Here is a 22831-nt window from a genome sequence, read left to right as displayed (position 1 = left end):
TTAAGGAGTAACTTCGATGATGATTTCAGAATTGACCCCATAGATAAATCTGGGTGTTTGAACTAAGGTGAAAAGATTTTTTCTCTCCATGACTTAAGTAAGAGCCGCTGGTTCTGTTTTTGGTTTTAGTCTAGTCAGGCTAGGCGTTATACTTCAGTTGTAGTATTGGTAAGGATGTGATTTAGTTAACAGATGTTCCAGAGTGAGAGCACTGATTACAGAGAATATAAAAGGATGATGTTTTCTTAACTTTTTGTGGAAAACTTACAAAATATCTGTGGAAAAGTAACTAAGTCTGTGGAAAACTACCTGGATTTTCGGGGGAGTCGTATGTAATTCGATCGCTTTTATAAGCAGGCGGTTCCACATGAATCAGAACTCTGACTGGTGCAAATCTGTCTTGCAAGCTCATTAATCGACCTTAATGAGGAACCACAAAGAGGGTTACTTCGTTCCTGATATCCATTGATTTGGTTCTTTAGGGTGTGTCTGTCCACCGGAGGTTTGGAAGGTGCGCTATTTCGGAGGCCGAAACCTAATAGTTCCATACTCTTGTTGGTTGTTCCCAACGCAGGGATGGGTTTTATCCCTAAGCTTATTTTCCCTGCTCCCCTTTTAGCGATGGTTAACGACACTTTGTTTGTTCTACCCCACGAGCTAAACTCGCTTATAAAACCATTGCTTGCAGTAGACGCTTTCAGCTATTGCCGTCTATTCCTGCTTTCATCCCCGCTTTACAGAGTTGATAGTCAGTCTCGTCTGTAGGGGCAACCTATTTCTAGGTTGTTTATGTGCTTTCAACCCCGCACCAGGGCGGTAGGACTTGGTGTTTTCTAGATGGAGTTATGATGATGGTATCCCCTCATCTTTTCTCGTTTCTCCTAACTGTCATTGTTTGTTAGCTCGGTTAGGTTTCCTCACCTACATGGATATCAAGTTGTCATCAGTAGAGGATTTAAGTGCGAACTCAACCTTGGTGGGTTACTCTACTAAAGCCCTCATCCTTAAGTATTGTTACTTATTTCAGAGGAACGAATCGCACCACCCACAAGGGGATGGGGATGAAAGCACGTTCAATAAATAATCCCAACAAATTACTCGAACTATCAACCACACTATGTAACGCATCCGCTAGCAAACTCAGAGAATTTGTTGACCATCCCACCGTTGCTTTCAATGACATCACAAATAAATTTAACAACAGTGTAATTAATAACACTCGTCGCACTTGAGAGCGATTATCTTTAACCATAATTCTCCTGCTAACCGCAGTGAATTCTCTACATCTATTGTAGAACTAAAGCTTGGGCAAAATTACTGAAACTTTTGTCGATCGCTCTTAAATTAACTACCATATTGACATTAATTTCAAATAATCGCACCCAAAATTGGTGAATTTGTCGCCATAATGCTTTGTTAAAGTAACCAAATCTTCTAGCATTAATAATCAACAAGTTAAAATAATCGCCCATGTCATCCTCACCAATTACATTCAACCTGATTGAAGGTTCTGTTTCCTTTAGCTTTACTCCCGCAGCCGCAAATAATTTAAAAGCAGCACTCCAAGAACTCACAGAACGGATGAAAGCTGCCAGCGCTAAAGTTGCCAGTGGCGGTGGTAAAACCAACCCCCAACAGCCAATGGAATATCAATACACTGGTGAAGTATTTCTGGAAATCTTCTGCAACCCCAATATCTGGGCAACTCCCTTTGCAGCTAAAGTCTTAATCACCCTGCGAGATGAGCGAATTCGCCTTTCTACCGAGGCTGAACTAACTCGCGTCATCGAAGATGTCAACCAGTATTTAGAACAGGTTTAATAAATTTTACCCAAAGTATTGTAATATTAGCTCACTTGTTCTAGGGCACTCTTAACTTTTGCCGATGAACTCTGATTCACTGATCCAACTCCTGCAAAATGGGTTTCGCCTCTCTGTAGGCGCAACTGCGGCTTTGATTGAAAGCTTGCAAGACTCGCAAAAGCGAGAAGAATTTCTGGCTAAGTTGATGCACTCAGAACTTAGTGAACTAGCAGCAGAATTGACGAATAAAGGGGAAATTACTGAACAAGAAGCTAGGGAGTTTGTCGATTCTCTTCTTGCACGACAAAATCAACCAAACCAGCAAAATCAAGAAAATCAAGAAAATCAACAAAATACTCAAACGTCAAGTGATGTACCGGGAACATCTGCAACTACCACAACAGATAACCCGGTAGTTTCTCCTAACGTTCAGCAAGAGTTACAAGATCTCACAGCCCAAGTTGCTGCTTTGCGTGCAGAACTAGAAAAGCTGCGATCGTCCAATCCTCAGTCGTGAACTACCCCACCGTATAGACGGATGGGGCTTCTGAATTCACGGGGGAATGCCTCAAGACAGACTTACGCCCACCTTGTGGTCTTACTTCCCCTCCTTCAGCAGCAGTCCTAGTTCCTAAGACCGATAATTGTCTGATGCCTTCGGCTCTTATGTTCTTGCTGGCGTTTTCATCTCTATCGTGATCTGTGCTACAACTTGGGCAAGTCCATTCTCTAACATCTAATGGCATTTGTGACATTTGATAGAGACAATTAGAGCAAGTTTTAGAGCTTGGGAAAAATCGTTCAATCTCAACCAATAAACCCCCTTTTTGTTGGAGTTTATAATCAAGGAAATTGACAAACATTCCCCACGCGACATCAGATATGGCTTTAGCTAAGTTGTGATTACGAACCATACCCAAGACATTTAAATTTTCAACAACTACTACTTGGTTATCATTAACGATTTTCCGGGATAACTTATGTAGAAAATCTTGACGGGCATTGCTTATTCGTTCGTGAACTTTAGCTACAAGCTTTCGTGCTTTTTCTCTCTTATTACTCCCTTTTTTCTTCCGAGCTAATTTAGCCTGTTTGCGGGCTAAATTTTTCTCATGTTTTTTGATGTGTCTAGGATGGTCAACTATGGTTTACAGTAAATATTGTAGCACTCTGATAACAGAAAGTAGAGGCTACGCCGTTTATTTATTGGTCGGGCATTCATCCCCACCCTATAGACGGATGGGGAATTCTGCCCGACTTTTGAGTTAAAAGCAAACCAGGTAGCTGGAACCAAATCTAAAATTGTTCAGTTAGCTTTTTGTTGCTAAATTCTCCAGTTAGTGAAAACAAACAAACCAAATGGCTAAAAAAGTATTACTAAAATTCTCCGAAAAACGGGTTAACTAAAGTCAGTTTTAGTCGTTTTCCCATTCTTCATGTCCCATTAAATCTCCGATGCGATCGCGCAGCAAAAAGTTACTCTTCTCTAACTCACTTTCTACCCAAGCCCACTCACGGGCGGGAATATACTGACACAGGTTGTAAATAGGCTGTTGACGGCTGATAACACCCTTTTGCACAAGACGACGTGCTTCTTCCTTAATCACGTCTAGAGAGTACTGTACTGGTGTGGGAGAGATTATATTCACGCTCATTGTTATTCACTCTTCGGCTAGGAGGACTAGAAATAAATCGTTGTCAAAGCAGATAGTTTGTAGTTCGCTATACTAAACGATTTTCATTTTTACGCTAACTGCTATCTTAATATATTAATAGATGTAAAAAAAGTCATCAAACCTTGACAATCATGATTCCCTGACTTTAGTAGTTTCAAGAGAAACCGCCTGACTCCAGAGTATGCCCATCTGATTAGGAAATCATAAGCTTTAGGTAATGACTTCGTTAAGCGATCGACCCAAGCAAACCAGCCGAAAATGTGAGTTTGCCGCCTGGGTTCTAGAAGTGAAAATTACTATTTCATGGCAGGATTATGGGGAAAAAGCAATTGCAGCGCGATCGCTTGTGCAGCCGGAATCTGCCCAAAAGAAGAGATACAAGGGATTTCCGGGGGTAGAAAAGGCAGGAATTGATTTTTGAGATAGGGACTCCCATAAATTACCAAAGCTTGCAGTTCACCATTGGTTAACAATGTTTTAAACCAATCTTCAACTACCTGTGTTAGACCTGCACTACCGCGAAACGGATTACCGCGAATGAAGATTTGCAGCAGCGTTGGTTGCACCTCGCCGCTAGGAGTTACAGGCAAATTGCTACGGGAATCGCCCAACTGCGTCCGATAACCCAACTGCTGAGGAATCGTCACAGCGGGAGCTTGGCGAGAAAGATATTTACAGTCCAAAAGATCGTCCACCAGGATTAAGTTTCGTAAATTAATCAGTTTTTCTAGTCTTAAAGGCAGAACTCCAAAAGCTTGAGTAGAATCCCGCAAAATTTTATCCACCGTCTCAAAAGCCGCAGGTTGAGCGATTTGGTAAAGGGGACTGGGGGTTAGGGGGTAGGGGTTAGGGAAAAACTCCCCTGCTCCCCTGCTCCCCTGCTCCCCTGCTCCCCTGCTCCCCTGCTCCCCTGCTCCCCTGCTCCTCTGCTCCCCTGCTCCCCTGCTCCCGAAAACCTTCTCCTTCGCTTGCCAAATCCGCTCCACAGAGGCGCGAATCCTTTCCGGGGGGATGCGTCCAGAGGTGACGGCATCACAGATAGCTCCAATGGCGGTTTCTGCATCTTGTGGCATTAACAAAATATCTACGCCAGCTTCTACGGCTAAAACTGCTGTTTCCTCAGCACCGTAGCGATTAGTAATGGCACCCATGACTAAAGCATCGGTGACAATTAAACCTGCAAATCCTAACTTGTGGCGTAATTGCTCAGTTAAAATTTTGTGGGATAAGGTTGCTGGGAGGTTTTCATCCCAGGCGGGGATTAACAGATGGGCGCTCATTACGGCATCTACACCTGTGGCGATCGCACTAACAAAAGGCGCTAACTCAATTTCTGCTAACCTTTCCTCAGAATGGGGAATCAACGGTAATTCCAGATGGGAATCTACAGATGTATCACCATGACCGGGAAAATGCTTAGCAACCGTTAAAGCAGGGTAATTTTTAGCACCTTTAATAAAAGCCGCACTTAGTTGAGCCACAATTTCAGGAGTTTCGCCAAAAGCGCGGATGTTAATCACTGGGTTATCAGGATTATTATTCACATCTACGACTGGTGCGAGTACCCAATTAATCCCAACTGCTAAAGCTTCCTGAGCAATAATTGCGCCCATTTGCTCGGCGTAGAGTAAAGCTCGATCGAGGTTTTTTTGAGCAACTGCGCTTAATGCCATTGGTGGAGGGAACCAAGTGGCGGTGGAAAAACGTTGACCTACGCCTTCTTCAATATCAGCGGCGACGAGGAGGGGAATTTTTGCCCAGCTTTGTAATTGTTGCGATCGCAAACTCAATTCTGCCGCACTTCCCCCCAGCAAAATAACACCGCCAACACCCAAATCAGAAATTAAATGCTGGAGGAAGGCGGCTCTAGGTTCCCATTGGGGATACTTAATTTCATGGTCGAACAGATAGCCGGAAGCTCGGACTACGATCGTTTGGGCTACCTGTTCTCTTAAAGAAAGACTATCAATTTCGGGCAATTGAGAAGATTTCAAGCTGACTCGTCCTCTTCCTCTGCCGAAACTACATAATCTTCGTAATCATCATCCTCTGAGTCTGGGAAATTGCTCTGGAGTCGATCTTTGCCGATCTGGTTGAGCAAGGATAAGATGCGATCGCCACGTTCGAGCGATCGATCTTCCACAAACAACACTTCTGGAGTCCGACGCAGACGCACTCTTTGACCTAATTCGCTGCGAACATAACCAGTTGCAGCTTTTAGTCCCGCCATTGTCTCAGCTTTCGCTTCTTCTGAACCGTAAATGCTAACAAAGATTTTCGCGTGTTGGAGGTCGCCGGAAACATCAACATCTGTAACGCTGACCATTCCTGCACCCACGCGATCGTCTTTAATGTCGTTCAATAGCATTAGACTGACTTCCCGTTTAATTAATGCGCCCACGCGGGAAACCCGACGACTCGTAGCCATAATAATCCGCTGCCTTCAGACAGTATGAGTAATGCTTTACAATCCTAGCTAAACCGAACTCAAGCCTAACATCGCTCTCAGGGTTAAAGTGACAAAGGTTAATGCTGCCACAACAAAGCCAAAAAGTGCGATCGCCGTAACCGGACGCTTGAATAATGGTTCTAACCACCCAAAGGTATTCACGAATACGCCTAGAATGATGGTTACAAAATAACGCGGGTAACGAGAGATATTCTCCCAAAATCCTTCAAACATTTGTCAACAACCTAATTGAGCGGTTTAGAAAGACTGCTTTTCTACTGGTAACATCTCTGGGCCAGTTTAGACAAGCCTCAAACTTAAGATCCCCGACTTCTTCAAGAAGTCGGGGATCTGTTTACTCAAACTTAAGATCCCCGACTTCTTCAAGAAGTCGGGGATCTGTTTAACTGAGAGTTTCTTGAACTATCTTAGTTAATGCTTCTAAAGAGGCATCTTGTTTTTCGACTAAAGTAGCCATTCTCCTTTGAATGTAAGCTTTTTCTTCAGGCGATAATTGAGCTCCCGTAACTACTAAAACTGGTAAGTTTAATGCTTGTTTGTTTGTTCTTAGCTGTCTAAGTACCTCAAAACCATCAACTTCTGGCATCAGTAAATCTAAGATTAATAAATCTGGCATCTGTTGTTTTATTTTTTCTAAAGCTTCTTTGCCATTTGTCGCTTCGCAAAAGTCAAGGTTGGGTATGGCGCTGAGGTATTCCTGAATTTGCTGACGAGAATTCTTATCATCATCGGCAATCAAAATGCTTTTACCAGATGGTTGCGGTAAATAATATTTCACCATTTGTAATAATAAATCTGGTGCGATCGGTTTAGCTAAATAATCAGCCCCTCTTAAAGCTAATCCTCTGATATTTGGTTCAGTTATAGTAACAATCCAGACAGGTACAGAGATTAAGTGGCGAGTGCTTTTAATCGCAATTAAAAAGTCCCATCCATCCAGCTTGCCTGGGAGAAGAATATCTAAAAATATCAAGCGAGGTAAATTTTTTCGTAAGATTTCCAACCCTCGATCGGCAAATGTGGATATGACAACACTAAAACCAATTTCTTCTAAACTATCTTTCAATAGTTGGGAAAATGCCGCATCATCTTCTAAAATTAAAACATCGATCGTTGTTGCTTCTTCTGATTCAAGGCTTACAGATTTTTGGACGGCTTTTGGTAATGAAAAATAAAATTTGCTCCCTTCACCTACGACACTTTCTAACCAAATATGACCTCCGTGAGCCTCGACAATTTCTTTAACGATCGCCAATCCTAATCCTGTACCGCCAATTTTTCTAGTACTAGCATTGTCTACCCGATAAAATTTAGTAAATAATTTATCTTGGGCTTCTGGAGGTATGCCCATGCCTCGATCGGCTACAGTAACAACTACTTCTGTCTCTCGTTCTGCAACTGATATATTTACTTCTCCGCCATTGGGAGAATACTTAATAGCGTTAGAAATTAGATTAGAGAGAATTTGGCGAATGCGATCGCTATCTCCCTTCACCGGACTCACAAATAAAGGAGCATTAACATTTAATTTATGTTGGTTAGTATTATGAGCAAACAAAGCTACACTTTCTCTGATTAAAGTTAAAATATTTAAAGCCTCAAACACATAGTTTTGCTTGCCCGACTCCATGCGTTGAATATCTAAAAAATCATCAATTAAATTATTCAACCGTTTACTTTCATCATAAATAATAGTTAAATATTGGCGTTGTTTTTCAATTGTATACTCCCTTTTTAATAACAATTCGCTAAACCCGCGCAAACTCGTAAGTGGTGTGCGTAATTCATGATTAACAGTGGAAATAAACTCATCTTTTAAGCGTTCAATTTCTTTTCTTTCGGTATTATCCCGCCCAACACAAAAAATTAGTTGTTCTGTTTCTGACCACACAGCAGACCAAACCATATCTATAAGTGTACCATCTTTACGTACACAGCTATTTTCTAACCCTATAGCTTCTTTACCAGAGAGCACTTGAGCCAAAATTTCCTGCGTTTTTTCTCTATATTCTGGCGCAACTAATTCACTAAAATCACTACCAATTAACTCTTCTGCTTTATATCCCCATAACTTGATGCAAGCGGGGCTAATTTCGGCAAATTTACCTGCTGTATTAACTGAACAAATCACATCTAAAGAATTTTCAATTAAGGCTTTTTCTTTTTTCGCCGCTTCCGCAATTATTAGATTAGCTTCCCGCAATTGAGCTTCTCTTCGAGCAATCTGTTCTGCTGTAGAATGCAGAGTTTTATCTAGTTTGCTAATCTCATCTCTCCCTGGAATAAAACCTATCAATGGTTGTTCTTCTGCTAGCCGTTTAGCATTATCTTGTAACTGTTTGACTCGATTAACAATTCCCAAGCTGTAGAGGTAATTTGCAGTAAATCCACCTGCTACACCAATAATACCAGCAACCCAAATTACCCCCATTGCTAAACGTTCTAAATTCTCTAGTCTTTGTTTCCTTTCTACCAATAACTTTTCTTCTACTTGATTGAATATAGCTAACTCTTCACGGATAGTATCCATCAAGTATTTTCCTTGACTAAAACCTGGTAATATAATCGCTTCCTTTTGTGTTTGGGCGTTACTTACCAATAATTTGAAATTGCTGTTTAAAACGGTTTTCCTCTGCTCAATTAACTTTTTCAGCTTCTGATGTCTTTCTAGTTGGCTAGGATTATCACTAACCAAATTTGCCAGTCGATCGACCGCCGGAGAAATTTGGGTAAAAGATTGTTTATAAGGTTCTAGAAACTTCTGTTGTTTAGTTAAAGCATAACCACGCACAGCAGTTTCAGAATTTAATAGTAAATTGAAAATTCTGTTTGTTTGTTGGCGCACTTCGTAAGTATGCTCTACCCAGTATTGTGCTTCGGTAACTTGCTGTTGTAAATAAGCAAAAACAATTAATGATGTGACTAAACAAGTTACTGGAATAGAAATTACTGCCGCCCCTTTGTAAGGCAGTCTTCTATTGTACCAAAAGTTAGAAAGATGTTGAAACACTGTTTTTAATAAATATGTTTTTTTGCCAGTTTTCACCAAATCTCTGGGTGAGTTTGTCCCTATTTTAGAAGAACAATTACTCGATTAATTTTGTATCTATCTTAAGGATGATTTGGGGTATTCATGATAATAGTTGATTAGCCCTAATCTCTTGGTTAGCTTGGCTGTTTATTCATCGGTAAAGCGATCGCAAATCGCCGCCAACTCTTGATGCAAATCCCCAAATAACTCCAAAAGCTGAGGAGCGAAATGTTCTGGTTTAGTGCGTCCGTCACCTTTGAGCATGATATCTAAAGTTTTTTCATGATCGAAAGCAGGTTTATAGGGGCGTTGACTGCGTAGTGCATCATACACATCTGCCACCATCACGATTCTACCAACTAAAGGTATTTCTTCGGCTTTTAATCCTTGGGGATAACCAGTTCCATCCCATTTTTCATGATGATTCAGAGCAATCTCTTTACCCATTTGTAATAACGGGGAATCAGAAGCTTCTAACAAACTAGCACCAATTTTAGGATGTTGCATCATCAATTGCCTTTCTTCGGCATTTAATGGCCCTGCTTTTAACAAAATTGCATCAGGTATGCCAATTTTACCGATATCGTGCATAGTTGCTGCTTTAGCTAGCACTTCTGCATCAGCTTTCTTCCACCCTAAATTTATTGCCATTAATTGAGAGTAACGGCTGATACGTTGGATATGATTCCCTGTTTCTTCATCTTTGTATTTTGAAGCTAAACCTAAGCGAAAAACCATGTCACAGTAAGCTTTTTCCAATTGCGCTGCTTTTTGTTTACTTGCGCTCAAAGCAACTTTCAAATCTTTAGCGTAAGCTTGTAATTGCGAGTTGACTGCTACTAACTTTTGATTATTTTCCTTTTCAGATTTCCGCAGTTGGTTAAAGTCATTAGCGTAGCGAAGTAATTGAGAATTAGCGGCTGCTAGTTGGCGGCTAATTTCCGCACAGGGTTTTATTACTTGATGAATTGTGGTTTTAATAAAATCGCTCATGAGAGAATATCCTCAACTAAATTGATTAGTTCTAATGGACTAAATGGCTTAGTTAAATAATGATCCACTCCTGCTGCTTTGCCAATTTCAATATCTCTTTGCTGAGTTCTGGCGGTTAACATAACGATCGGGCGATCGCTAAACTTGGGATTAGCCCGCAGTTGTTTACAAACCGTAATCCCATCAATTTCTGGCATCATATTATCTAGCAAAAATAAGTCGGGGTTGACTTGTTCTGCCAGTTCTAGCACTTCTCTTCCATCTTCTGCTTCATAAATTTTGTAATTCTCATCTTCTAAGGTAGTGCGTACCAACAATCTTAATGGCAGTTCATCGTCTGCAATTAGAATTATTTTTGTCATTAAACTTACCTTAAACTAGTAACTGTATGATTTGAACTTTTATTAAAAACCTCCCGTAGTAAATTAACTTAACTTCTGGCATTTTTCAACAAAAGCTACATACAAAAATAACATAATTGTAAATTATGGCACAAGAGGGAGGATTTTCTAGTATTAGTAAGCCTTACTATTGATTATTACCAAATCAGGTTATATTAGTTTAGTGTTCGTAATATTAATTGACTATACTTTCCAAAAATAATTATTTTAATCCAGATTTTTGCCAGAAAACTGGAGAAAAAGTGCTGACATTCATGGCTGATAATCAGTAATTTGGTAGCAAAAATAGCAGCGAAATTCTCAGAGACTTCTCTAATAGCATTAATTTTCTTAAACTTCAGCGCTCTGACGCGCTGATTTATTTTACATACTGGAAATTTTTAAAACATATTACGCACGATCGACAAAAGCATCTTTAGAATTTGGACATAGTTAACTGAGTAATCAAGATGAACAGCCCAGGAATTAAACTTCTGGAACTATATATTCCCCTCTTAGGAGGCGTACTTTTAGGATGGTTCCTTGGACGCATCCTCCCGAAAAAATCACCAATTTATTTAGGAAAATTTCTGTTTTGGATTGGCGCACCCATTGGTATTTTTGGCTTTTTGCGCCGTGCCAATTTATCTGGGCCAGTATGGATTGCGCCTTTAGTATCTTGGACAGCTATTTTATTAGGAGCCGGACTAGCTTGGACTTGGCTGAAAATTAATCAACATCTGGGAAAATTGCCGAAAAATGCGACCAACAAACCGAACCAAGGCAGCTTTCTCCTAGCATCAATGGTGGGAAATACGGGTTATTTAGGTTATCCTGTCACCCTGGCTTTACTGGGACAACAATACTTTGGTTGGGCATTATTTTACGACCTTTTAGGCAGCATGGTAGGTACTTATGGTTTCGGTGTTGCCTTAGCTGCGCGTTTTGGTATGGGAGCCACCAGCTACAAACAAATAGCCATTGCTGTAATTAAAAATCCTGGTTTGTGGAGTTTAGTCTTGGGACTTGCTTGGCGAAAACAACCGTTACCTGATGTGATAGAACTAATTCTGCAAATTATTGCTTGGACAGTAGTAGCTTTGTCTTTAGTGCTGATTGGGATGCGGTTAAGTCAACTAACTTCTTTGCGGGGATTGTCGCAAATCTCTGTTAGTTTGTGCATTAAAATGCTGTTAGTCCCTCTAGTTCTGGGCTTATGTCTAACAATGCTGGGGATGACTGGCTCTCCCCGGCTTGTTATGGTACTGCAAATGTCAATGCCGCCAGCTTTTGCCACGCTAATTTTAGCTGAAGCTTACAATCTCGATCGCGAATTAGCCGTAACTGGAATTGCCATTGGCTGTACAGGACTTTTCTTTACCTTACCCCTGTGGCTCTGGCTGTTTGGAGTTTAACTCCACACTATAATTAGTAGCTAACTGAGTTAAATCCATATTCTCGTAACACTCAAATGGCTGATGCACCCAAGGATTATCTGGTAAATAATCTACGTAATAATCTGGTGCGATCGTAGAGCAATCCTTATACCAAAGTACAGCTGTGCGAATTTCTTTTACTTGCTCGCTAAAATTCTGCTCCAGCCAAATCACACTCTGTTCTAAAGTCACTCCCGAATCAACTAAGTCATCTACTAACAAAATATGACTACCTAAATCGGAAGTAGTCATGGTAATGTGACTGGAAAAAGTTAAAGCTCCCCGCACTCGGTTGTCTGTGCCACCATAAGAGGTAGCCGCTAAAATTGCTAAAGGTAAGCCATAAATTCGCGAAAGAGTATCCCCAATTCGCAATCCACCCCTAGCAAGGCAGACAATTTGGTTAAATTTCCAGTTGGACTGATAGATTTTTACAGCCAACTTTTCAATATTAGTGTGGTAGTCTGACCAAGAAACGTAAAGATCGGACATATAAGGGGTTGTGATTTATACTCTGAAGTTAATTAAATAGCATACAACCTAACTCCTTTTAACCCAACCTACAATTTATCCTTTAATTAATTTTGTTGGGCTTGTGCGATCGTCGCTTCCACTTCAGCTAGAGGCAAGTCTAAGACTGTAGCAATTTCTTCTGTAGTTAATCCCCGACTAACCATTCTCAGGATTGCGGCTTTTTCTCGCTGTTTAGCTTCTTGTGCTTCAGTTTGTGCTTTAGTTATTTCTGCTTGTGCTTCTGCTTGTACCTCAGCCTGAATCTCTTGATAAAACCGGGTTTTCTTTAAGTCACTCAGGTTAAACATGGCGGCTATTTCCTCTCTGGATTTTTGGGGTAATTTGTAAACAATGATAATTTCTAGTAAGTCGATAAAACTCTCTCTAACTGAGATATTGGGTATTTCGCTGCGGACTTGTGCAGCTAATTCTCTAGCCAAATCGGGGGCTGTATTTTCTGGTTCAACGATCAATTTTAGTAGTTTTATCGGTAGAGATGCTGTTTCTGGGGTACTCAGTTCATTGAGGTAAATCCGGGTGATGTTAGGGAGTGCCAGCATTTCCTGAAAATGAATGTTACTTTCTCTTTCAGTTTGGCGATTTGGGTAAATTACTACTAACTGCCAAGGATGCTGCGGTTGGTATTGTCGGAGATAGATGAATAGTTCGGCAAATAGCCGATAGTAGAGATTTGGATCTGGTTGAAATTGAACTTCTACAATGTAGAAAGGTAGTTGAGGGTCTGCAATAATTGGCAGAAACAAACCATCTAGGCGAAAGGCTAATTGTTTGACTTCTTGGGAGGTAAATTGGTATTGGGTTGTCGTTTCGGCGGGTATGTCTAGGAGGGCGAAGAATATAAAGGGGAATTCTTGGAATATTCTGTAAAATAGGCTATCGGTTTTCATGGATTAAATTAAATTTCAACATTATGTCTTTTCCGGTTAGTTTGGTTGGTTTTATTGTAAAATTTTAGCGCTGAAGCGCAACAACGTACTTTTTTCTAATATACAATTAAGTGATGCAAGACCCATCTGACGATTTTGCCCATGAAACGCCTGATAGTGAAAAGCTGAATCTGAGTACTCAACTCGCTTTTGGTGCGGGTGATATGGGTGCAGCAATTACAGCTAATATCGGGGTATTTTTCACTGCCATTTTTTTGACTGATGTGGCTGGTTTGAACCCTGGTTTAGCAGGTTTGGTGCTGTTGGTTGGTAAAATTTGGGATGCGATTAACGATCCAATTGTGGGGGTACTGAGCGATCGAACTAAGTCCAGATTGGGGCGGCGTTTGCCTTGGATGCTTTATGGGGCGATTCCTTTTGGGATTACGTTTTTTTTACAGTGGATTGTGCCTTTTGGTGGTGATAGTGCTAATAATCAGTGGGGGCTGTTTTGGTATTACGTAATAGTTTCGATTTTGTTTAATGCGTTTTATACGGTGGTTAATTTGCCTTATACGGCGTTAACTCCCGAACTAACTTCGGATTATGATGAACGCACTAAGTTAAATAGTTTTCGATTTGGTTTTTCTATTGGTGGAAGTATTGTTTCTTCTTTTGTTGTATTGCTGATTCAGAAATTGATTCCTGATAGTCAAGATAAAATTGCTACAGACAGAATTGAATATTTAGTAGTTGGGTTGGTTTGTGCCGTAATTTCAGTTTTACCAACTTATTGGTGTATTTGGGGAGTTCGCGATCGCGTTTTGGCGGTAGCTTCCCAAAATCCCGTAATTGAAGAACCTGTTTCTGTACCTTTGTGGCAACAATTAAAAATAGTTTTAAGTAATGTGCCGTTTTTATATGTAATTGGCATTTATCTTTGTTCTTGGTTAGCTGTGCAATTAACAGCGGCAATTATTCCCTATTTTGTAGCTTCTTGGATGCGATTGCCAAAAGATTTTATTATCCTGGTAATTATCGCTGTTCAATTAACTGCAATGCCAATGTTATTTGTGTGGAGTGCTATTAGTCAGCGAGTGGGAAAAAGAGGCGTTTATTTTATGGGTATGGGTTTATGGATTATTGCCCAAGCTGGTTTATTTTTCTTACAGCCAAATCAAGTACCTTTAATGTTTGTCTTGGCAATCATGGCTGGTTTTGGTGTTTCCACTGCTTATTTAATTCCTTGGTCAATGTTACCAGATGTGATTGAATTGGATGAGTTAAAAACTGGGCAACGTCGGGAGGGTATTTATTATAGTTTTGTGGTGTTGTTGCAAAAGGTTTGTTTGGCGATCGCAGTTTTCCTAGTTTTAAAAAGTTTGGATTGGGCAGGATATTTAAAACCTATAGCTAACAATCCTCCGCCAGTTCAACCAGACGCAGTGTTGTTTGCTATTCGGTTTGCGATCGGTCCTTTGCCCACTTTAGCTTTAATTTTTGGGTTAATTTTAACTTATTTTTACCCAATTACTCGCGAAGTTCACGCAGAAATTTTGCTCAAACTTAGAGAAAGAAAGATGAGTAAGTAGGTAGATATAAATAAAGTGAAAACTGAGGCGGGCAGGATGCCCACCCCACAAGAATTACAGCTTTCTTGTGGGGTGGGCATCCTGCCCGCCCCATCCTCATATAACTATTATCACTTTATTTATTTACACCTACTTACAAAAGATTAAAATCTTGGTTCGTTGTAACGACTTTAGTCGTTTTTTGCTTGGCTGGAACGACTGAAGTCGTCACAACTAACCTTTACTGTTTGGTTGGTAATTTAACAAAGAAAGTAGTCCAACCAGCTTGACTTTCTACTCTAATATTGCCGTGCATTTGTTCGACTAATTTTTTCACTAAGGCAAGCCCTAAACCTGTACCGCCTTGTTTCCAAAGGTCAGATTTTGGCACTCGATAAAACTTTTTAAATACATTGGGTAACTCTTCGGCGGGAATTTCTGCTTGGTTAGTTACAGTAAAGGAAATAATTTCAGTAACAGGTGGTTGACTCTTTTCAAAGATTAAATCTTTTGACTCTGTTTCTGGTTCTGATGTTGATTGAGTGCTTTCTTCTTGAGAGACATTGAGAATTATTTTGCCTCCAGAAGATGTGTATTTGCAAGCGTTATTTAGTAGTTCAGCGACTATTCGCCCTAAACCTGCGCGATCGGTAACTAGTACGGGTATGTCAAGCGCCACTTGGGTTTGTAAAATTTGACCTCGTTCTTGGGCGCGACTAATAAATGGTTCGACAATTCCCGGTAGCCATTCGGGAAGGTTGATCGCTTCTTCTAGGGAAATAGGATAGGATGCTGCTTCTAATCTTTGTAAGTCTAATAAGTCATTAATTAGTTCAGTCTCGCGGTTACATTCTGATTGCAAAATTTGTAAGTAACGTTGTTGGCGATCGCCTGGTGGGGTAATTTTCAGCATTTGAATTGCCATTTTCATGTTCGCCATTGGGGTTCGCAATTCATGGGAAACTGTGCTTAAAAAGTCATCTTTGAGTTGATTAAGTTTGGCTAGTTGTTCTACTTGACTTTGTGCTGCTTGGTAAAGTCTGGCTTGACGAATGGCGATCGCACATTGATTTGCTACCTGTTGTACTAAGCGAATTTCTATTTCGCTAAAACCATAATCCTGATGATTAACTAACCACAAATCCCCTAATACTCCTTGATTATCTACAATTGGACAAGCTAACATTGCCACTCGTCCTCTTTCGGGATTAATCGGAATTGAACAAAATTGAAAGTACTGTTTTTGCAATAATTGATTGTCGTACAGTTCCGGGAAATTTGCCATTTGTGCCACTCTACCTTTGTATTGTGGCCCACAAATTACGTGCTCAAAACAGATTGTAGATGTGCCTTTTTCTAGATCGTAAACTGAAGCGTTGCAGGAATTCATGCCTAGTCCAATGGCTAATTCTGTGACTGCTGTTTGTAAGATTTGATTTTCATCTAAGCTATCGCGGACTTTATCAGTAATTCGTTTTAAACTTGCTTCAAATTCCAAAGCTTTTTCTAATTCAGCCGTGCGTTCTTGTACTTGTATTTCTAAATCTTCGTTCAGTTTTTTTATTTGTTGATAAAGTTCTGACTGTTCGATCGCGATCGCCATTTTCACCGCTAATTGTTGCAACGATTCTATTTCAAATGGTTGCCAATGTCTTGGTTCCGAACAATTATGAGCGCACAACAAACCCCATAATTTATTATTAAATACAATTGGAACAATTAATTTGGCGCGAATTTCTAAACTTTTCAATATTTCTAAGTGACAATGGCTGAGATTTGCTTGGTAAATATCATCTGTTGCCGTGATATATCCTTTTTGATATTTTTCTACATACTTGGTTTTAAAACAGTGATCTCTCAAAGTTATACCCAGTATTGATGCACAATTTGCTGCCACTGATTCTACAACAAATTGCCCATCCCCGTTCTCATCTACCTGATAAATACTAACTCTTTCTACTTGTAAAAAGCTGCGAACTTCTTCTACTGCTTGCCCTAAAATTTCATCTATTTTCAAAGACTGGCGAATGCGTTCATGAATCATTCCCAGCAGTCTTTCGCGTTCTGTTTGTTGACGCAGTGCTTCCTCGGCTTGTTTACGTTCAGTGATATCTTGTGCTGCACCGTAAACAATTAGCGATCGATCTTCATCTTCACAATACACTGGTTGTCTATAGTCACGCAACCAACGAATTTCCCCTTCTTTAGTAATAATTCGATATTCACTAATATCTGATTGCCAACACAACAATTTTTGCACACTTTCTAAATACTGAGGCAAATCTTCGGGATGAATTAAACTTTGCCAACCTCCCCTGTTTGCCATTTCTTCGCAGCTATATCCGGTAATCCGACTCACTGCACCCGTCATCCAATCTGTTTTAAAATTACTATCACTATCTATCTTGGCAGCATAAGCAAAATCGGAAATTAATTCTGACACAATGCGGTAACGATCTTCATTTTTAGCTAGCTGTGCTTTTTTTGTTTGATGACGTTCTGTAGCATCGGAAACTAAGACAAAGCCTTTAACTTCGCCTTTATCATCTTTAATTGGGGAAATGGAGATTTCTATCCAAAGTTTACTACCATTTCGTCTTTTGGCAAAAAGCTCTCCTTTCCAACAACCAACTCTTATTAATTGTTCTATTATTTCTTGTGCTTGCTGCCCAGTCTCGTCTGCTAATGTCATTTCATATATATTTTTCCCCTTTACTTCTGAGGCTGTCCATTGATAGAGCGTTTCTGCATAGCGGTTCCAATAAGTAATTTTACTATCCCTATCTGTAGCAATAACGGCACAATTTATATGCGCCAGTAGTGATGCAGGGAAATTTATATCCATTTCTGCTTGGGGCTGCATTTGTCCTGTCAGTAAAATGGGTAAGGCTGCTTGCTCAACTCCATGAGCCAAGCGATGTTCGCATAAACTATTAAATCCTTCTGTTTCCATACTTCAATACTTTATCCCTGATTTAGACTATCCTTTCTTCGGTGTGTCATCAAATCAGATTAGACCTAATGATATTAGAAATGTTAACATTTCCCTATTCCTGTCTATTGGATAACTTTTACCTTACAGATGTCAATAGTAATTTTTCTGAAAAATACTCAAGGCTGGTTACTACGTTTACTGCTTCTATTTATTTTCCGTTGCGAATAGGTTGAGGCGAGCCGAAAAGTTAAATTAAGGATTTGAGATTATCAAAGGCTTTCCCGCCATATTTAAGCTATTTAACCTGAAAGTGGGGAATTTTTGCTTAAATAGTCGATCGCTCTCCTGACTTAGGCTATGTTTCTCTTTCTAAGAGCTAGTTCTCCTGTTGGTTTGTAGCATAAATCCGGGGCTAAATAAGTTATATTACGAAATGTAAAGGCAATTTTCACAAAGATGAGTAATTTTAGGTTAGAACAAATTTCTGCTCAGCTTGATAGTGATTCTTCACGCGATCGAATGCTAGCGTTAGCGTCGTTGCGGGATGTACCAGCGAACGAAGCAGTACCCTTAATTAAAAAAGTTTTGGATGATGAAAATCTGCAAATTCGCTCAATGGCAGTATTTGCTTTAGGCTTGAAGCAAACTGAAGAATGCTACCCGATACTAGTAAAATTACTGGAGAGCGATCCAGACTACGGAATTCGTGCGGATGCAGCGGGTGCGTTAGGTTACTTGGAAGATGGGCGGGCATTTGAACCGCTTTCCCGTGCTTTTTACGAAGACACAGATTGGTTAGTGCGTTTCAGTGCGGCAGTTTCGTTAGGAAACCTGAAAGATCCAAGGGCTTACGAAATTTTAGCTCAGGCGCTAGAATCTGACGAAGTGGTATTGCAACAAGCTGCGATCGCAGCTTTAGGAGAAATCAAAGCCACACAAGCAGTCGATCAGATTTTAAAATTTGCTCAATCTCCAGATTGGTTGGTCAGACAAAGATTAGCCGAAGCATTAGGTCATCTTCCCCATCCTAAAAGCATTCCCGCACTTAAATATCTGGAAAAAGATCCTCACTCCCAAGTTTCCCAAGCCGCAACTATTTCTTTGCAACGCTTAGGAGAGTAGAAAGTTTTGAGTTGTGAGTCTTAAGTTAATCAACTTCCCCTTGTCCCAAGAGTCCCCTTGTCCCCAGTCTCCAGAACCAAAATCGCTTAAAATTGGGATTAGTCAGGTTTAAAAACGCGCTTTGTTAATTTGATTCATGGACATTAAAGAATTCTTTGAAATGAGTGCGGGTAAGTGGTTTTCCCAACGCACTAGTCACCATTTGGCATTTAAACAATCAGAAAGTGGCAAATCAGACATCAGAATTGAAATGCTACCAGCCAACGATCCAGAAGTGATCAAACTATGCCAAGAGCATGAAATTGACCCTAGTTTAGCTTGGGGCGGTGCGAGAGTCAGTTGGGACGGCACAATGGAATGGGATCAAGAAAAACACACTGGTTCTTCTGTGTTAGTACCAATTCCCGATCCCGATAAACCTGGTGAAGGCAAATTATTGCGCGATGTTGGTTACGCGGAAAAAGCGGGAGTTGCCGGACGCTACATTATGAGTAGTGACGGCGCAATGACGCTAATTACCGAATATGAAACCATGTACTCTGAAGAACGTATTTGGTTTGCTAGCCCTAACTTACGCCTTCGCACCAGCACTTTAAAACGCTTCGGCGGCTTCAGCATGGCTTCTTTTTGCTCAGAAATTCGCTTAGGCGTTACTAGTGCTCCCGCTGCTGCTAATGCGGCACAAGTGAACAGTTAAGCTTTAGGGGCTCTCGGTGTTCTCGGTGCAGGGGAGAAAAAGAGGAAAAATGTACGTCCTTTAAACTAAAATTGTCAGCTGACTCAAGCTACTTATCCCGCACCGAGAACTCCGAGAGTCCCCTGTCTTCAGATTTGTTGCTGTTGCTGATTGATTAGTTCTTGATGTTGGAGAGCTAGGGCTTTGAGTTTGGTGAATAAGTCGGGGAAGGGGTAGGTGTCGGTGAAGCGATCGCTAGAATAATCACTAAAGTTTTCACTACTAGAAATATTTTCCTCCTCTGTAATCATGGTTTGATACTCGTCGTCGAAGTTACTTGTTTGGGGGGTTTGAGTGGCGCTACAACATGAGTCGGGTTGAGTTTCTTCGGTTTCGGTTTCTATTACTGGCAGAGTTGGTTTTGCTGAAGGTGGGCGAGACTGAGCAAACATCTCAAAAGGTTGGGAAATAGGGAGAGAATTTTCCTCTGGTTCTAATTCCGAATCAGAATTGACAGGTGGCTCAGTTGATGATGTCATGGGAGCAGCGGTATTGCTGACACCAGTGGAGAATATCTGTGTCAGTTCCGGGGGTAATTTGCTGCAAATTAAGTTTTCAAACTCATAGTTGAAATGATAAAGGGTTTGGTTGCGCCTGTGCCAAATATTTAATATTTGCTCTACGGAAACCGCTTTGTAGCGTCCTTGGTAAAGTGCTTCAATTACTGCTAGACGCAACCAATTACCGGGGTAATAGTTTAGCCAATTTTCTACTAATTCACCGGGTTGGTAGCCCCTTAAGTCAAAATAGTAGTTACCCAACAGCCAAGCTGCGACTTGTGCTGCTGCGTCATTGTTATTTCCTATAGAGCTTTTGCCTTGTTCGCTCATTAGCTATTAGTTAGGTTTGGTGGGGAAATGAATCAGGGCTCAGAATAAGTTGCACCCTAAAGTGTCCAGTCCTAATCTTGTAGAATAGGTCTTTGGCTTGCTCCCTCTTTTGATTAAGGTGATAACTGTTGTAAGTTTCAGTGGCAACAATGTCAAGTAATTGACATACATCTGCCATTTGCTCGCCACAGAATCGCCGTAAAGTTTGTCAAGGAGGATCTGCGATCGTTGTACAATGCTCAAGCTGTTTTTAGTGTATTTTGTGCAAACGATTGTTTAGTGTAAACGGGATTGGCAACTTCCTGGAGTAAGTTAAATGATTGAAGTGGAAAATTTGACCAAAATCTATGGCTCATCCCCAGCTATCCAGGATGTCTCTTTTGCGGTAGAACCGGGAGAAATAGTCGGGTTTTTGGGGCCAAATGGAGCCGGAAAAACAACTACAATGCGGATTTTGGCGGGTTATTTACCTGCGACGAGTGGCACGGCGCGGATTGCGGGGTATGATGTCCATGAGGATTCGATGGCTGTGCGGCAAAGGATTGGTTATTTGCCGGAATTACCACCGCTCTATCCTGATATGACGGTGGAGGGGTTTCTTTATTTTGTGTCGCGGATTAAGGGTGTGCCAGCTGGCGATCGCGCTGGTAAAGTAAATTCAGCCATCAAACGTTGCAATCTGGAAGAAAAACGCCTGGTTTTAATTCGCAAGCTTTCTAAGGGTTTTCGTCAAAGAGTGGGGATTGCTCAAGCGATCGTTCATGACCCACCTGCTTTAATTTTAGATGAACCAACGGTCGGTTTAGACCCGCGACAAATTATCGAAATGCGGAATTTAATTAAGAGTTTGGCTGGCAGTCACACCATCATTCTTTCTACCCACATTTTGCCAGAAGTGAGTATGACTTGCAGCCGAGTCACAATTATTAATCGCGGTAAAATTGTCGCTACTAATACCCCGGAAAACTTAGAGGCAAATTTAGTTGGTGGCACAGGTTACGAGTTGGAAATTGAAGGAGAGCAAGAAATTATTTTAGAAAGGTTGCGCTTGCTTTCGGGAGTAAGTTTGGTAGAATCTTTGCCAGTAAGTAGCGGAATGTTCTTACCAAAAAATCGCGGTCTTTATCGAGTAGTTTCAGCACCAGGAGAGGAAATTGGTAGGGAAATTGCAGCGGCTTTAGTTGGTTCTGGTTTGGGTTTGTATGAAATGCGTCGGACTCGTGCTAGCTTGGAACAAGTTTTCTTGAAATTAACGACTTCAGAGAAAATTAGTAGCAGTGAAGCTGTAAGCAAAATCTCAGAAATTCCTGAGTCGGAAAATCAAGAAGAAGTGACAAATTTAACCCAAGAAAATGCGATCGATGATTCAGCAGTAGTGACTGATTTAGAGTCGGAAAATCAAGAAGAAGTGACAAATTTAACCCAATACAATCAAGTTGATGAGCCAGCATTAGTGACCGATTTAGAGTCGGAAAATCAAGAAGAAGTAACAAATTTAACTCAAGAAAATCCGATCGATGAGTCATCAGTAGTGACTCAATTTGAGTCAGAGAAAACAGAAGTTGCTGAATCAGAATCAGTGACAGAAGATGCAGAGAACAAGGAGGAGGAAGGATAAATGCAGGTGATTTTAGCGAATATTATGGCTATTTATCGCAGAGAATTACAAAGCTATTTTGCTTCTCCTTTAGCTTATGCGATCGCCTGTGTGTTCTGGATTATTTCTGGATTAATGTTTGTTTATATTCTCCTCGATCCGCAACAAGGTTTAATTGCTCAAGTTGCTTTTCGTGACCAACAATTGGGAGCAAATGCACCGCCAGTAGATTTACCTTATACTTTTCAACAGTTATTTTTGGGTAACGTCATGAGTTCCCTGGCATTGTTTGTGTTACCGATGCTTTCAATGGGACTTTATGCAGAAGAACGCAAACGGGGTACATTGGAATTGTTAGCAACTTCGCCAATTACTAATTGGTCAGTAGCAGTGGGGAAATTGTTAGGCGCATTGACATTTTTTATTTTTATGATTTCGCCTTTGTGGTTGTATCAGGCGATCGCTTTTAGCAGTTCAACTCCCCCAGTTAAACCAACTATACCAATGATGGGATTTTTGGCATTAATCTTACTCGCCGCCAGCGTTTTATCCTTGGGAATGTTTATTTCTTCGCTGACAGATAGCACTTTATTAGCAGCAGTTTTTACCTTTGTCTTAATTATGTCCTTGTGGATTTTGGACTTAATTGGTAAAAGTATCAGTGGGCCAGTTGGCGCAGCTTTAACTCATTTATCTTTGTTGACCCATTTTAGTATTTTAGTTCAAGGGATTATTGATACTAGCAGCATAATTTTATTTGCTAGTTACATCATACTAGGAGTGTTTTTAACTGCTCAGTCAGTGGATACATTCCGGTTCCAAAGATCCTAAAAAGTCGGGGATGAAAATTT

The 22831-nt window shown here is 40.6% G+C and carries 21 protein-coding genes and 2 pseudogenes; 8 read left to right on the top strand and 15 right to left on the bottom strand.

Annotated features, from left to right (window positions below):
• Positions 1-289 precede the first annotated feature (289 nt).
• From ACE1CI_RS21010 to ACE1CI_RS21000, 3 genes and pseudogenes are all read right to left on the bottom strand, one after another.
• Positions 290-412: a hypothetical protein gene (locus ACE1CI_RS21010; RefSeq protein WP_413261827.1), complete on the bottom strand. Its 123-nt coding sequence runs from the start codon at positions 410-412 to the stop codon at positions 290-292.
• A gap of 639 nt (positions 413-1051) precedes the next feature.
• A pseudogene (locus ACE1CI_RS21005) lies at positions 1052-1252 on the bottom strand (cation efflux transmembrane domain-containing protein); the annotation flags it as partial.
• A 34-nt stretch (positions 1253-1286) separates the two neighbouring features.
• Positions 1287-1472, bottom strand: coding sequence for a hypothetical protein (locus tag ACE1CI_RS21000; protein ID WP_413261825.1), 186 nt, complete (start codon positions 1470-1472; stop codon positions 1287-1289).
• On the opposite strand from ACE1CI_RS21000, the gene ACE1CI_RS20995 reads away from it, so the two are divergent.
• Positions 1471-1821, top strand: a complete 351-nt coding sequence (locus tag ACE1CI_RS20995) for a hypothetical protein (protein ID WP_496615669.1) — start codon at positions 1471-1473, stop codon at positions 1819-1821. The genes ACE1CI_RS21000 and ACE1CI_RS20995 overlap by 2 nt on opposite strands.
• A 64-nt stretch (positions 1822-1885) precedes the next feature.
• Positions 1886-2320 (top strand): hypothetical protein, encoded by a 435-nt coding sequence (locus ACE1CI_RS20990; RefSeq protein WP_413261823.1) that lies wholly within the window; start codon positions 1886-1888, stop codon positions 2318-2320.
• 1 nt (position 2321) lies between these two features.
• On the opposite strand, the pseudogene ACE1CI_RS20985 reads toward ACE1CI_RS20990, so the two are convergent.
• From ACE1CI_RS20985 to ACE1CI_RS20950, 8 genes and pseudogenes are all read right to left on the bottom strand, one after another.
• Positions 2322-2939 (bottom strand): annotated as a pseudogene (locus tag ACE1CI_RS20985) (RNA-guided endonuclease InsQ/TnpB family protein); the annotation flags it as partial.
• Between the two features lie 279 nt (positions 2940-3218).
• The gene (locus ACE1CI_RS20980) at positions 3219-3458 is read right to left on the bottom strand and encodes a DUF4327 family protein (protein WP_413261822.1); all 240 of its coding nucleotides are present in this window, start codon (positions 3456-3458) and stop codon (positions 3219-3221) included.
• A gap of 317 nt (positions 3459-3775) precedes the next feature.
• Complete coding sequence (locus tag ACE1CI_RS20975) at positions 3776-5473, bottom strand: glycoside hydrolase family 3 N-terminal domain-containing protein (protein ID WP_496615667.1); 1698 nt, start codon at positions 5471-5473, stop codon at positions 3776-3778.
• Positions 5470-5907 (bottom strand): 30S ribosome-binding factor RbfA, encoded by a 438-nt coding sequence (gene rbfA / locus ACE1CI_RS20970; RefSeq protein ID WP_413261820.1) that lies wholly within the window; start codon positions 5905-5907, stop codon positions 5470-5472. The genes ACE1CI_RS20975 and rbfA overlap by 4 nt, the downstream gene beginning before the upstream one ends.
• A gap of 48 nt (positions 5908-5955) precedes the next feature.
• Positions 5956-6162: a DUF751 family protein gene (locus ACE1CI_RS20965; RefSeq protein ID WP_413261819.1), complete on the bottom strand. Its 207-nt coding sequence runs from the start codon at positions 6160-6162 to the stop codon at positions 5956-5958.
• 169 nt (positions 6163-6331) lie between these two features.
• Positions 6332-8959 (bottom strand): response regulator, encoded by a 2628-nt coding sequence (locus ACE1CI_RS20960; protein ID WP_496615666.1) that lies wholly within the window; start codon positions 8957-8959, stop codon positions 6332-6334.
• A gap of 168 nt (positions 8960-9127) precedes the next feature.
• Positions 9128-9973: an HD-GYP domain-containing protein gene (locus tag ACE1CI_RS20955; RefSeq protein ID WP_413261817.1), complete on the bottom strand. Its 846-nt coding sequence runs from the start codon at positions 9971-9973 to the stop codon at positions 9128-9130.
• A complete protein-coding gene (locus ACE1CI_RS20950; protein ID WP_413261816.1) occupies positions 9970-10335 on the bottom strand; it encodes a response regulator in 366 nt (121 codons plus the stop codon). The genes ACE1CI_RS20955 and ACE1CI_RS20950 overlap by 4 nt, the downstream gene beginning before the upstream one ends.
• A gap of 488 nt (positions 10336-10823) precedes the next feature.
• Between ACE1CI_RS20950 and ACE1CI_RS20945 the strand changes: the two genes are divergently transcribed.
• Positions 10824-11768, top strand: a complete 945-nt coding sequence (locus tag ACE1CI_RS20945; protein ID WP_413261815.1) for an AEC family transporter — start codon at positions 10824-10826, stop codon at positions 11766-11768.
• Here the strand turns inward: ACE1CI_RS20945 and ACE1CI_RS20940 are convergent.
• The gene (locus ACE1CI_RS20940; protein ID WP_413261814.1) at positions 11736-12281 is read right to left on the bottom strand and encodes a phosphoribosyltransferase; all 546 of its coding nucleotides are present in this window, start codon (positions 12279-12281) and stop codon (positions 11736-11738) included. The two genes, ACE1CI_RS20945 and ACE1CI_RS20940, sit on opposite strands and share 33 nt — an antisense overlap.
• Positions 12282-12367: 86 nt before the next feature.
• Positions 12368-13210, bottom strand: a complete 843-nt coding sequence (locus ACE1CI_RS20935) for an Rpn family recombination-promoting nuclease/putative transposase (protein ID WP_413261813.1) — start codon at positions 13208-13210, stop codon at positions 12368-12370.
• 113 nt (positions 13211-13323) lie between these two features.
• On the opposite strand from ACE1CI_RS20935, the gene ACE1CI_RS20930 reads away from it, so the two are divergent.
• Positions 13324-14781 (top strand): MFS transporter, encoded by a 1458-nt coding sequence (locus tag ACE1CI_RS20930; RefSeq protein ID WP_413261812.1) that lies wholly within the window; start codon positions 13324-13326, stop codon positions 14779-14781.
• A 220-nt stretch (positions 14782-15001) separates the two neighbouring features.
• Here the strand turns inward: ACE1CI_RS20930 and ACE1CI_RS20925 are convergent, their stop codons facing one another.
• Positions 15002-17713 carry a sensor histidine kinase gene (locus ACE1CI_RS20925; RefSeq protein WP_413265418.1) on the bottom strand — a complete coding sequence of 904 codons (2712 nt, stop codon included), beginning with the start codon at positions 17711-17713 and terminating at the stop codon, positions 15002-15004.
• Between the two features lie 438 nt (positions 17714-18151).
• On the opposite strand from ACE1CI_RS20925, the gene ACE1CI_RS20920 reads away from it, so the two are divergent.
• Both ACE1CI_RS20920 and ACE1CI_RS20915 read left to right on the top strand, forming a co-directional pair.
• Positions 18152-18817: a HEAT repeat domain-containing protein gene (locus tag ACE1CI_RS20920; RefSeq protein WP_413265419.1), complete on the top strand. Its 666-nt coding sequence runs from the start codon at positions 18152-18154 to the stop codon at positions 18815-18817.
• Between the two features lie 136 nt (positions 18818-18953).
• Positions 18954-19514 (top strand): phycobiliprotein lyase, encoded by a 561-nt coding sequence (locus ACE1CI_RS20915; RefSeq protein ID WP_413265420.1) that lies wholly within the window; start codon positions 18954-18956, stop codon positions 19512-19514.
• A gap of 128 nt (positions 19515-19642) precedes the next feature.
• Here the strand turns inward: ACE1CI_RS20915 and ACE1CI_RS20910 are convergent, their stop codons facing one another.
• Positions 19643-20383, bottom strand: a complete 741-nt coding sequence (locus tag ACE1CI_RS20910; RefSeq protein WP_413265421.1) for a hypothetical protein — start codon at positions 20381-20383, stop codon at positions 19643-19645.
• 316 nt (positions 20384-20699) lie between these two features.
• Between ACE1CI_RS20910 and ACE1CI_RS20905 the strand changes: the two genes are divergently transcribed.
• Together ACE1CI_RS20905 and ACE1CI_RS20900 are read left to right on the top strand one after the other, a co-directional pair.
• A complete protein-coding gene (locus ACE1CI_RS20905) occupies positions 20700-22001 on the top strand; it encodes an ATP-binding cassette domain-containing protein (RefSeq protein ID WP_496615664.1) in 1302 nt (433 codons plus the stop codon).
• Positions 22002-22811 carry an ABC transporter permease gene (locus ACE1CI_RS20900; protein WP_413265423.1) on the top strand — a complete coding sequence of 270 codons (810 nt, stop codon included), beginning with the start codon at positions 22002-22004 and terminating at the stop codon, positions 22809-22811.
• Positions 22812-22831: the final 20 nt, after the last annotated feature.

It is taken from the genome of Floridaenema flaviceps BLCC-F50, from assembly GCF_041929275.2.
Taxonomy (GTDB): domain Bacteria; phylum Cyanobacteriota; class Cyanobacteriia; order Cyanobacteriales; family Aerosakkonemataceae; genus Floridanema; species Floridanema flaviceps.
Note: the sequence above shows the minus strand (reverse complement) of the source record. Positions and strands in the feature narration are given on the sequence as shown.

Excerpts from the sequence above, each read along its gene's own strand:
- ACE1CI_RS20990 (WP_413261823.1), top strand. The coding sequence starts at position 1,886 with ATGAACTCTGATTCACTGATCCAACTCCTGCAAAATGGGTTTCGCCTC.
- ACE1CI_RS20940 (WP_413261814.1), bottom strand. The coding sequence starts at position 12,281 with ATGTCCGATCTTTACGTTTCTTGGTCAGACTACCACACTAATATTGAA.
- ACE1CI_RS20945 (WP_413261815.1), top strand. The coding sequence starts at position 10,824 with ATGAACAGCCCAGGAATTAAACTTCTGGAACTATATATTCCCCTCTTA.
- ACE1CI_RS20950 (WP_413261816.1), bottom strand. The coding sequence starts at position 10,335 with ATGACAAAAATAATTCTAATTGCAGACGATGAACTGCCATTAAGATTG.
- ACE1CI_RS20910 (WP_413265421.1), bottom strand. The coding sequence starts at position 20,383 with ATGAGCGAACAAGGCAAAAGCTCTATAGGAAATAACAATGACGCAGCA.
- ACE1CI_RS20900 (WP_413265423.1), top strand. The coding sequence starts at position 22,002 with ATGCAGGTGATTTTAGCGAATATTATGGCTATTTATCGCAGAGAATTA.
- ACE1CI_RS21000 (WP_413261825.1), bottom strand. The coding sequence starts at position 1,472 with ATGGGCGATTATTTTAACTTGTTGATTATTAATGCTAGAAGATTTGGT.
- ACE1CI_RS20980 (WP_413261822.1), bottom strand. The coding sequence starts at position 3,458 with ATGAGCGTGAATATAATCTCTCCCACACCAGTACAGTACTCTCTAGAC.
- ACE1CI_RS20965 (WP_413261819.1), bottom strand. The coding sequence starts at position 6,162 with ATGTTTGAAGGATTTTGGGAGAATATCTCTCGTTACCCGCGTTATTTT.
- ACE1CI_RS20935 (WP_413261813.1), bottom strand. The coding sequence starts at position 13,210 with ATGAAAACCGATAGCCTATTTTACAGAATATTCCAAGAATTCCCCTTT.
- ACE1CI_RS20930 (WP_413261812.1), top strand. The coding sequence starts at position 13,324 with ATGCAAGACCCATCTGACGATTTTGCCCATGAAACGCCTGATAGTGAA.
- ACE1CI_RS20920 (WP_413265419.1), top strand. The coding sequence starts at position 18,152 with ATGAGTAATTTTAGGTTAGAACAAATTTCTGCTCAGCTTGATAGTGAT.
- ACE1CI_RS20925 (WP_413265418.1), bottom strand. The coding sequence starts at position 17,713 with ATGGAAACAGAAGGATTTAATAGTTTATGCGAACATCGCTTGGCTCAT.
- ACE1CI_RS20995 (WP_496615669.1), top strand. The coding sequence starts at position 1,471 with ATGTCATCCTCACCAATTACATTCAACCTGATTGAAGGTTCTGTTTCC.
- ACE1CI_RS20955 (WP_413261817.1), bottom strand. The coding sequence starts at position 9,973 with ATGAGCGATTTTATTAAAACCACAATTCATCAAGTAATAAAACCCTGT.
- rbfA (WP_413261820.1), bottom strand. The coding sequence starts at position 5,907 with ATGGCTACGAGTCGTCGGGTTTCCCGCGTGGGCGCATTAATTAAACGG.
- ACE1CI_RS21010 (WP_413261827.1), bottom strand. The coding sequence starts at position 412 with ATGAGCTTGCAAGACAGATTTGCACCAGTCAGAGTTCTGATTCATGTG.
- ACE1CI_RS20905 (WP_496615664.1), top strand. The coding sequence starts at position 20,700 with ATGATTGAAGTGGAAAATTTGACCAAAATCTATGGCTCATCCCCAGCT.
- ACE1CI_RS20915 (WP_413265420.1), top strand. The coding sequence starts at position 18,954 with ATGGACATTAAAGAATTCTTTGAAATGAGTGCGGGTAAGTGGTTTTCC.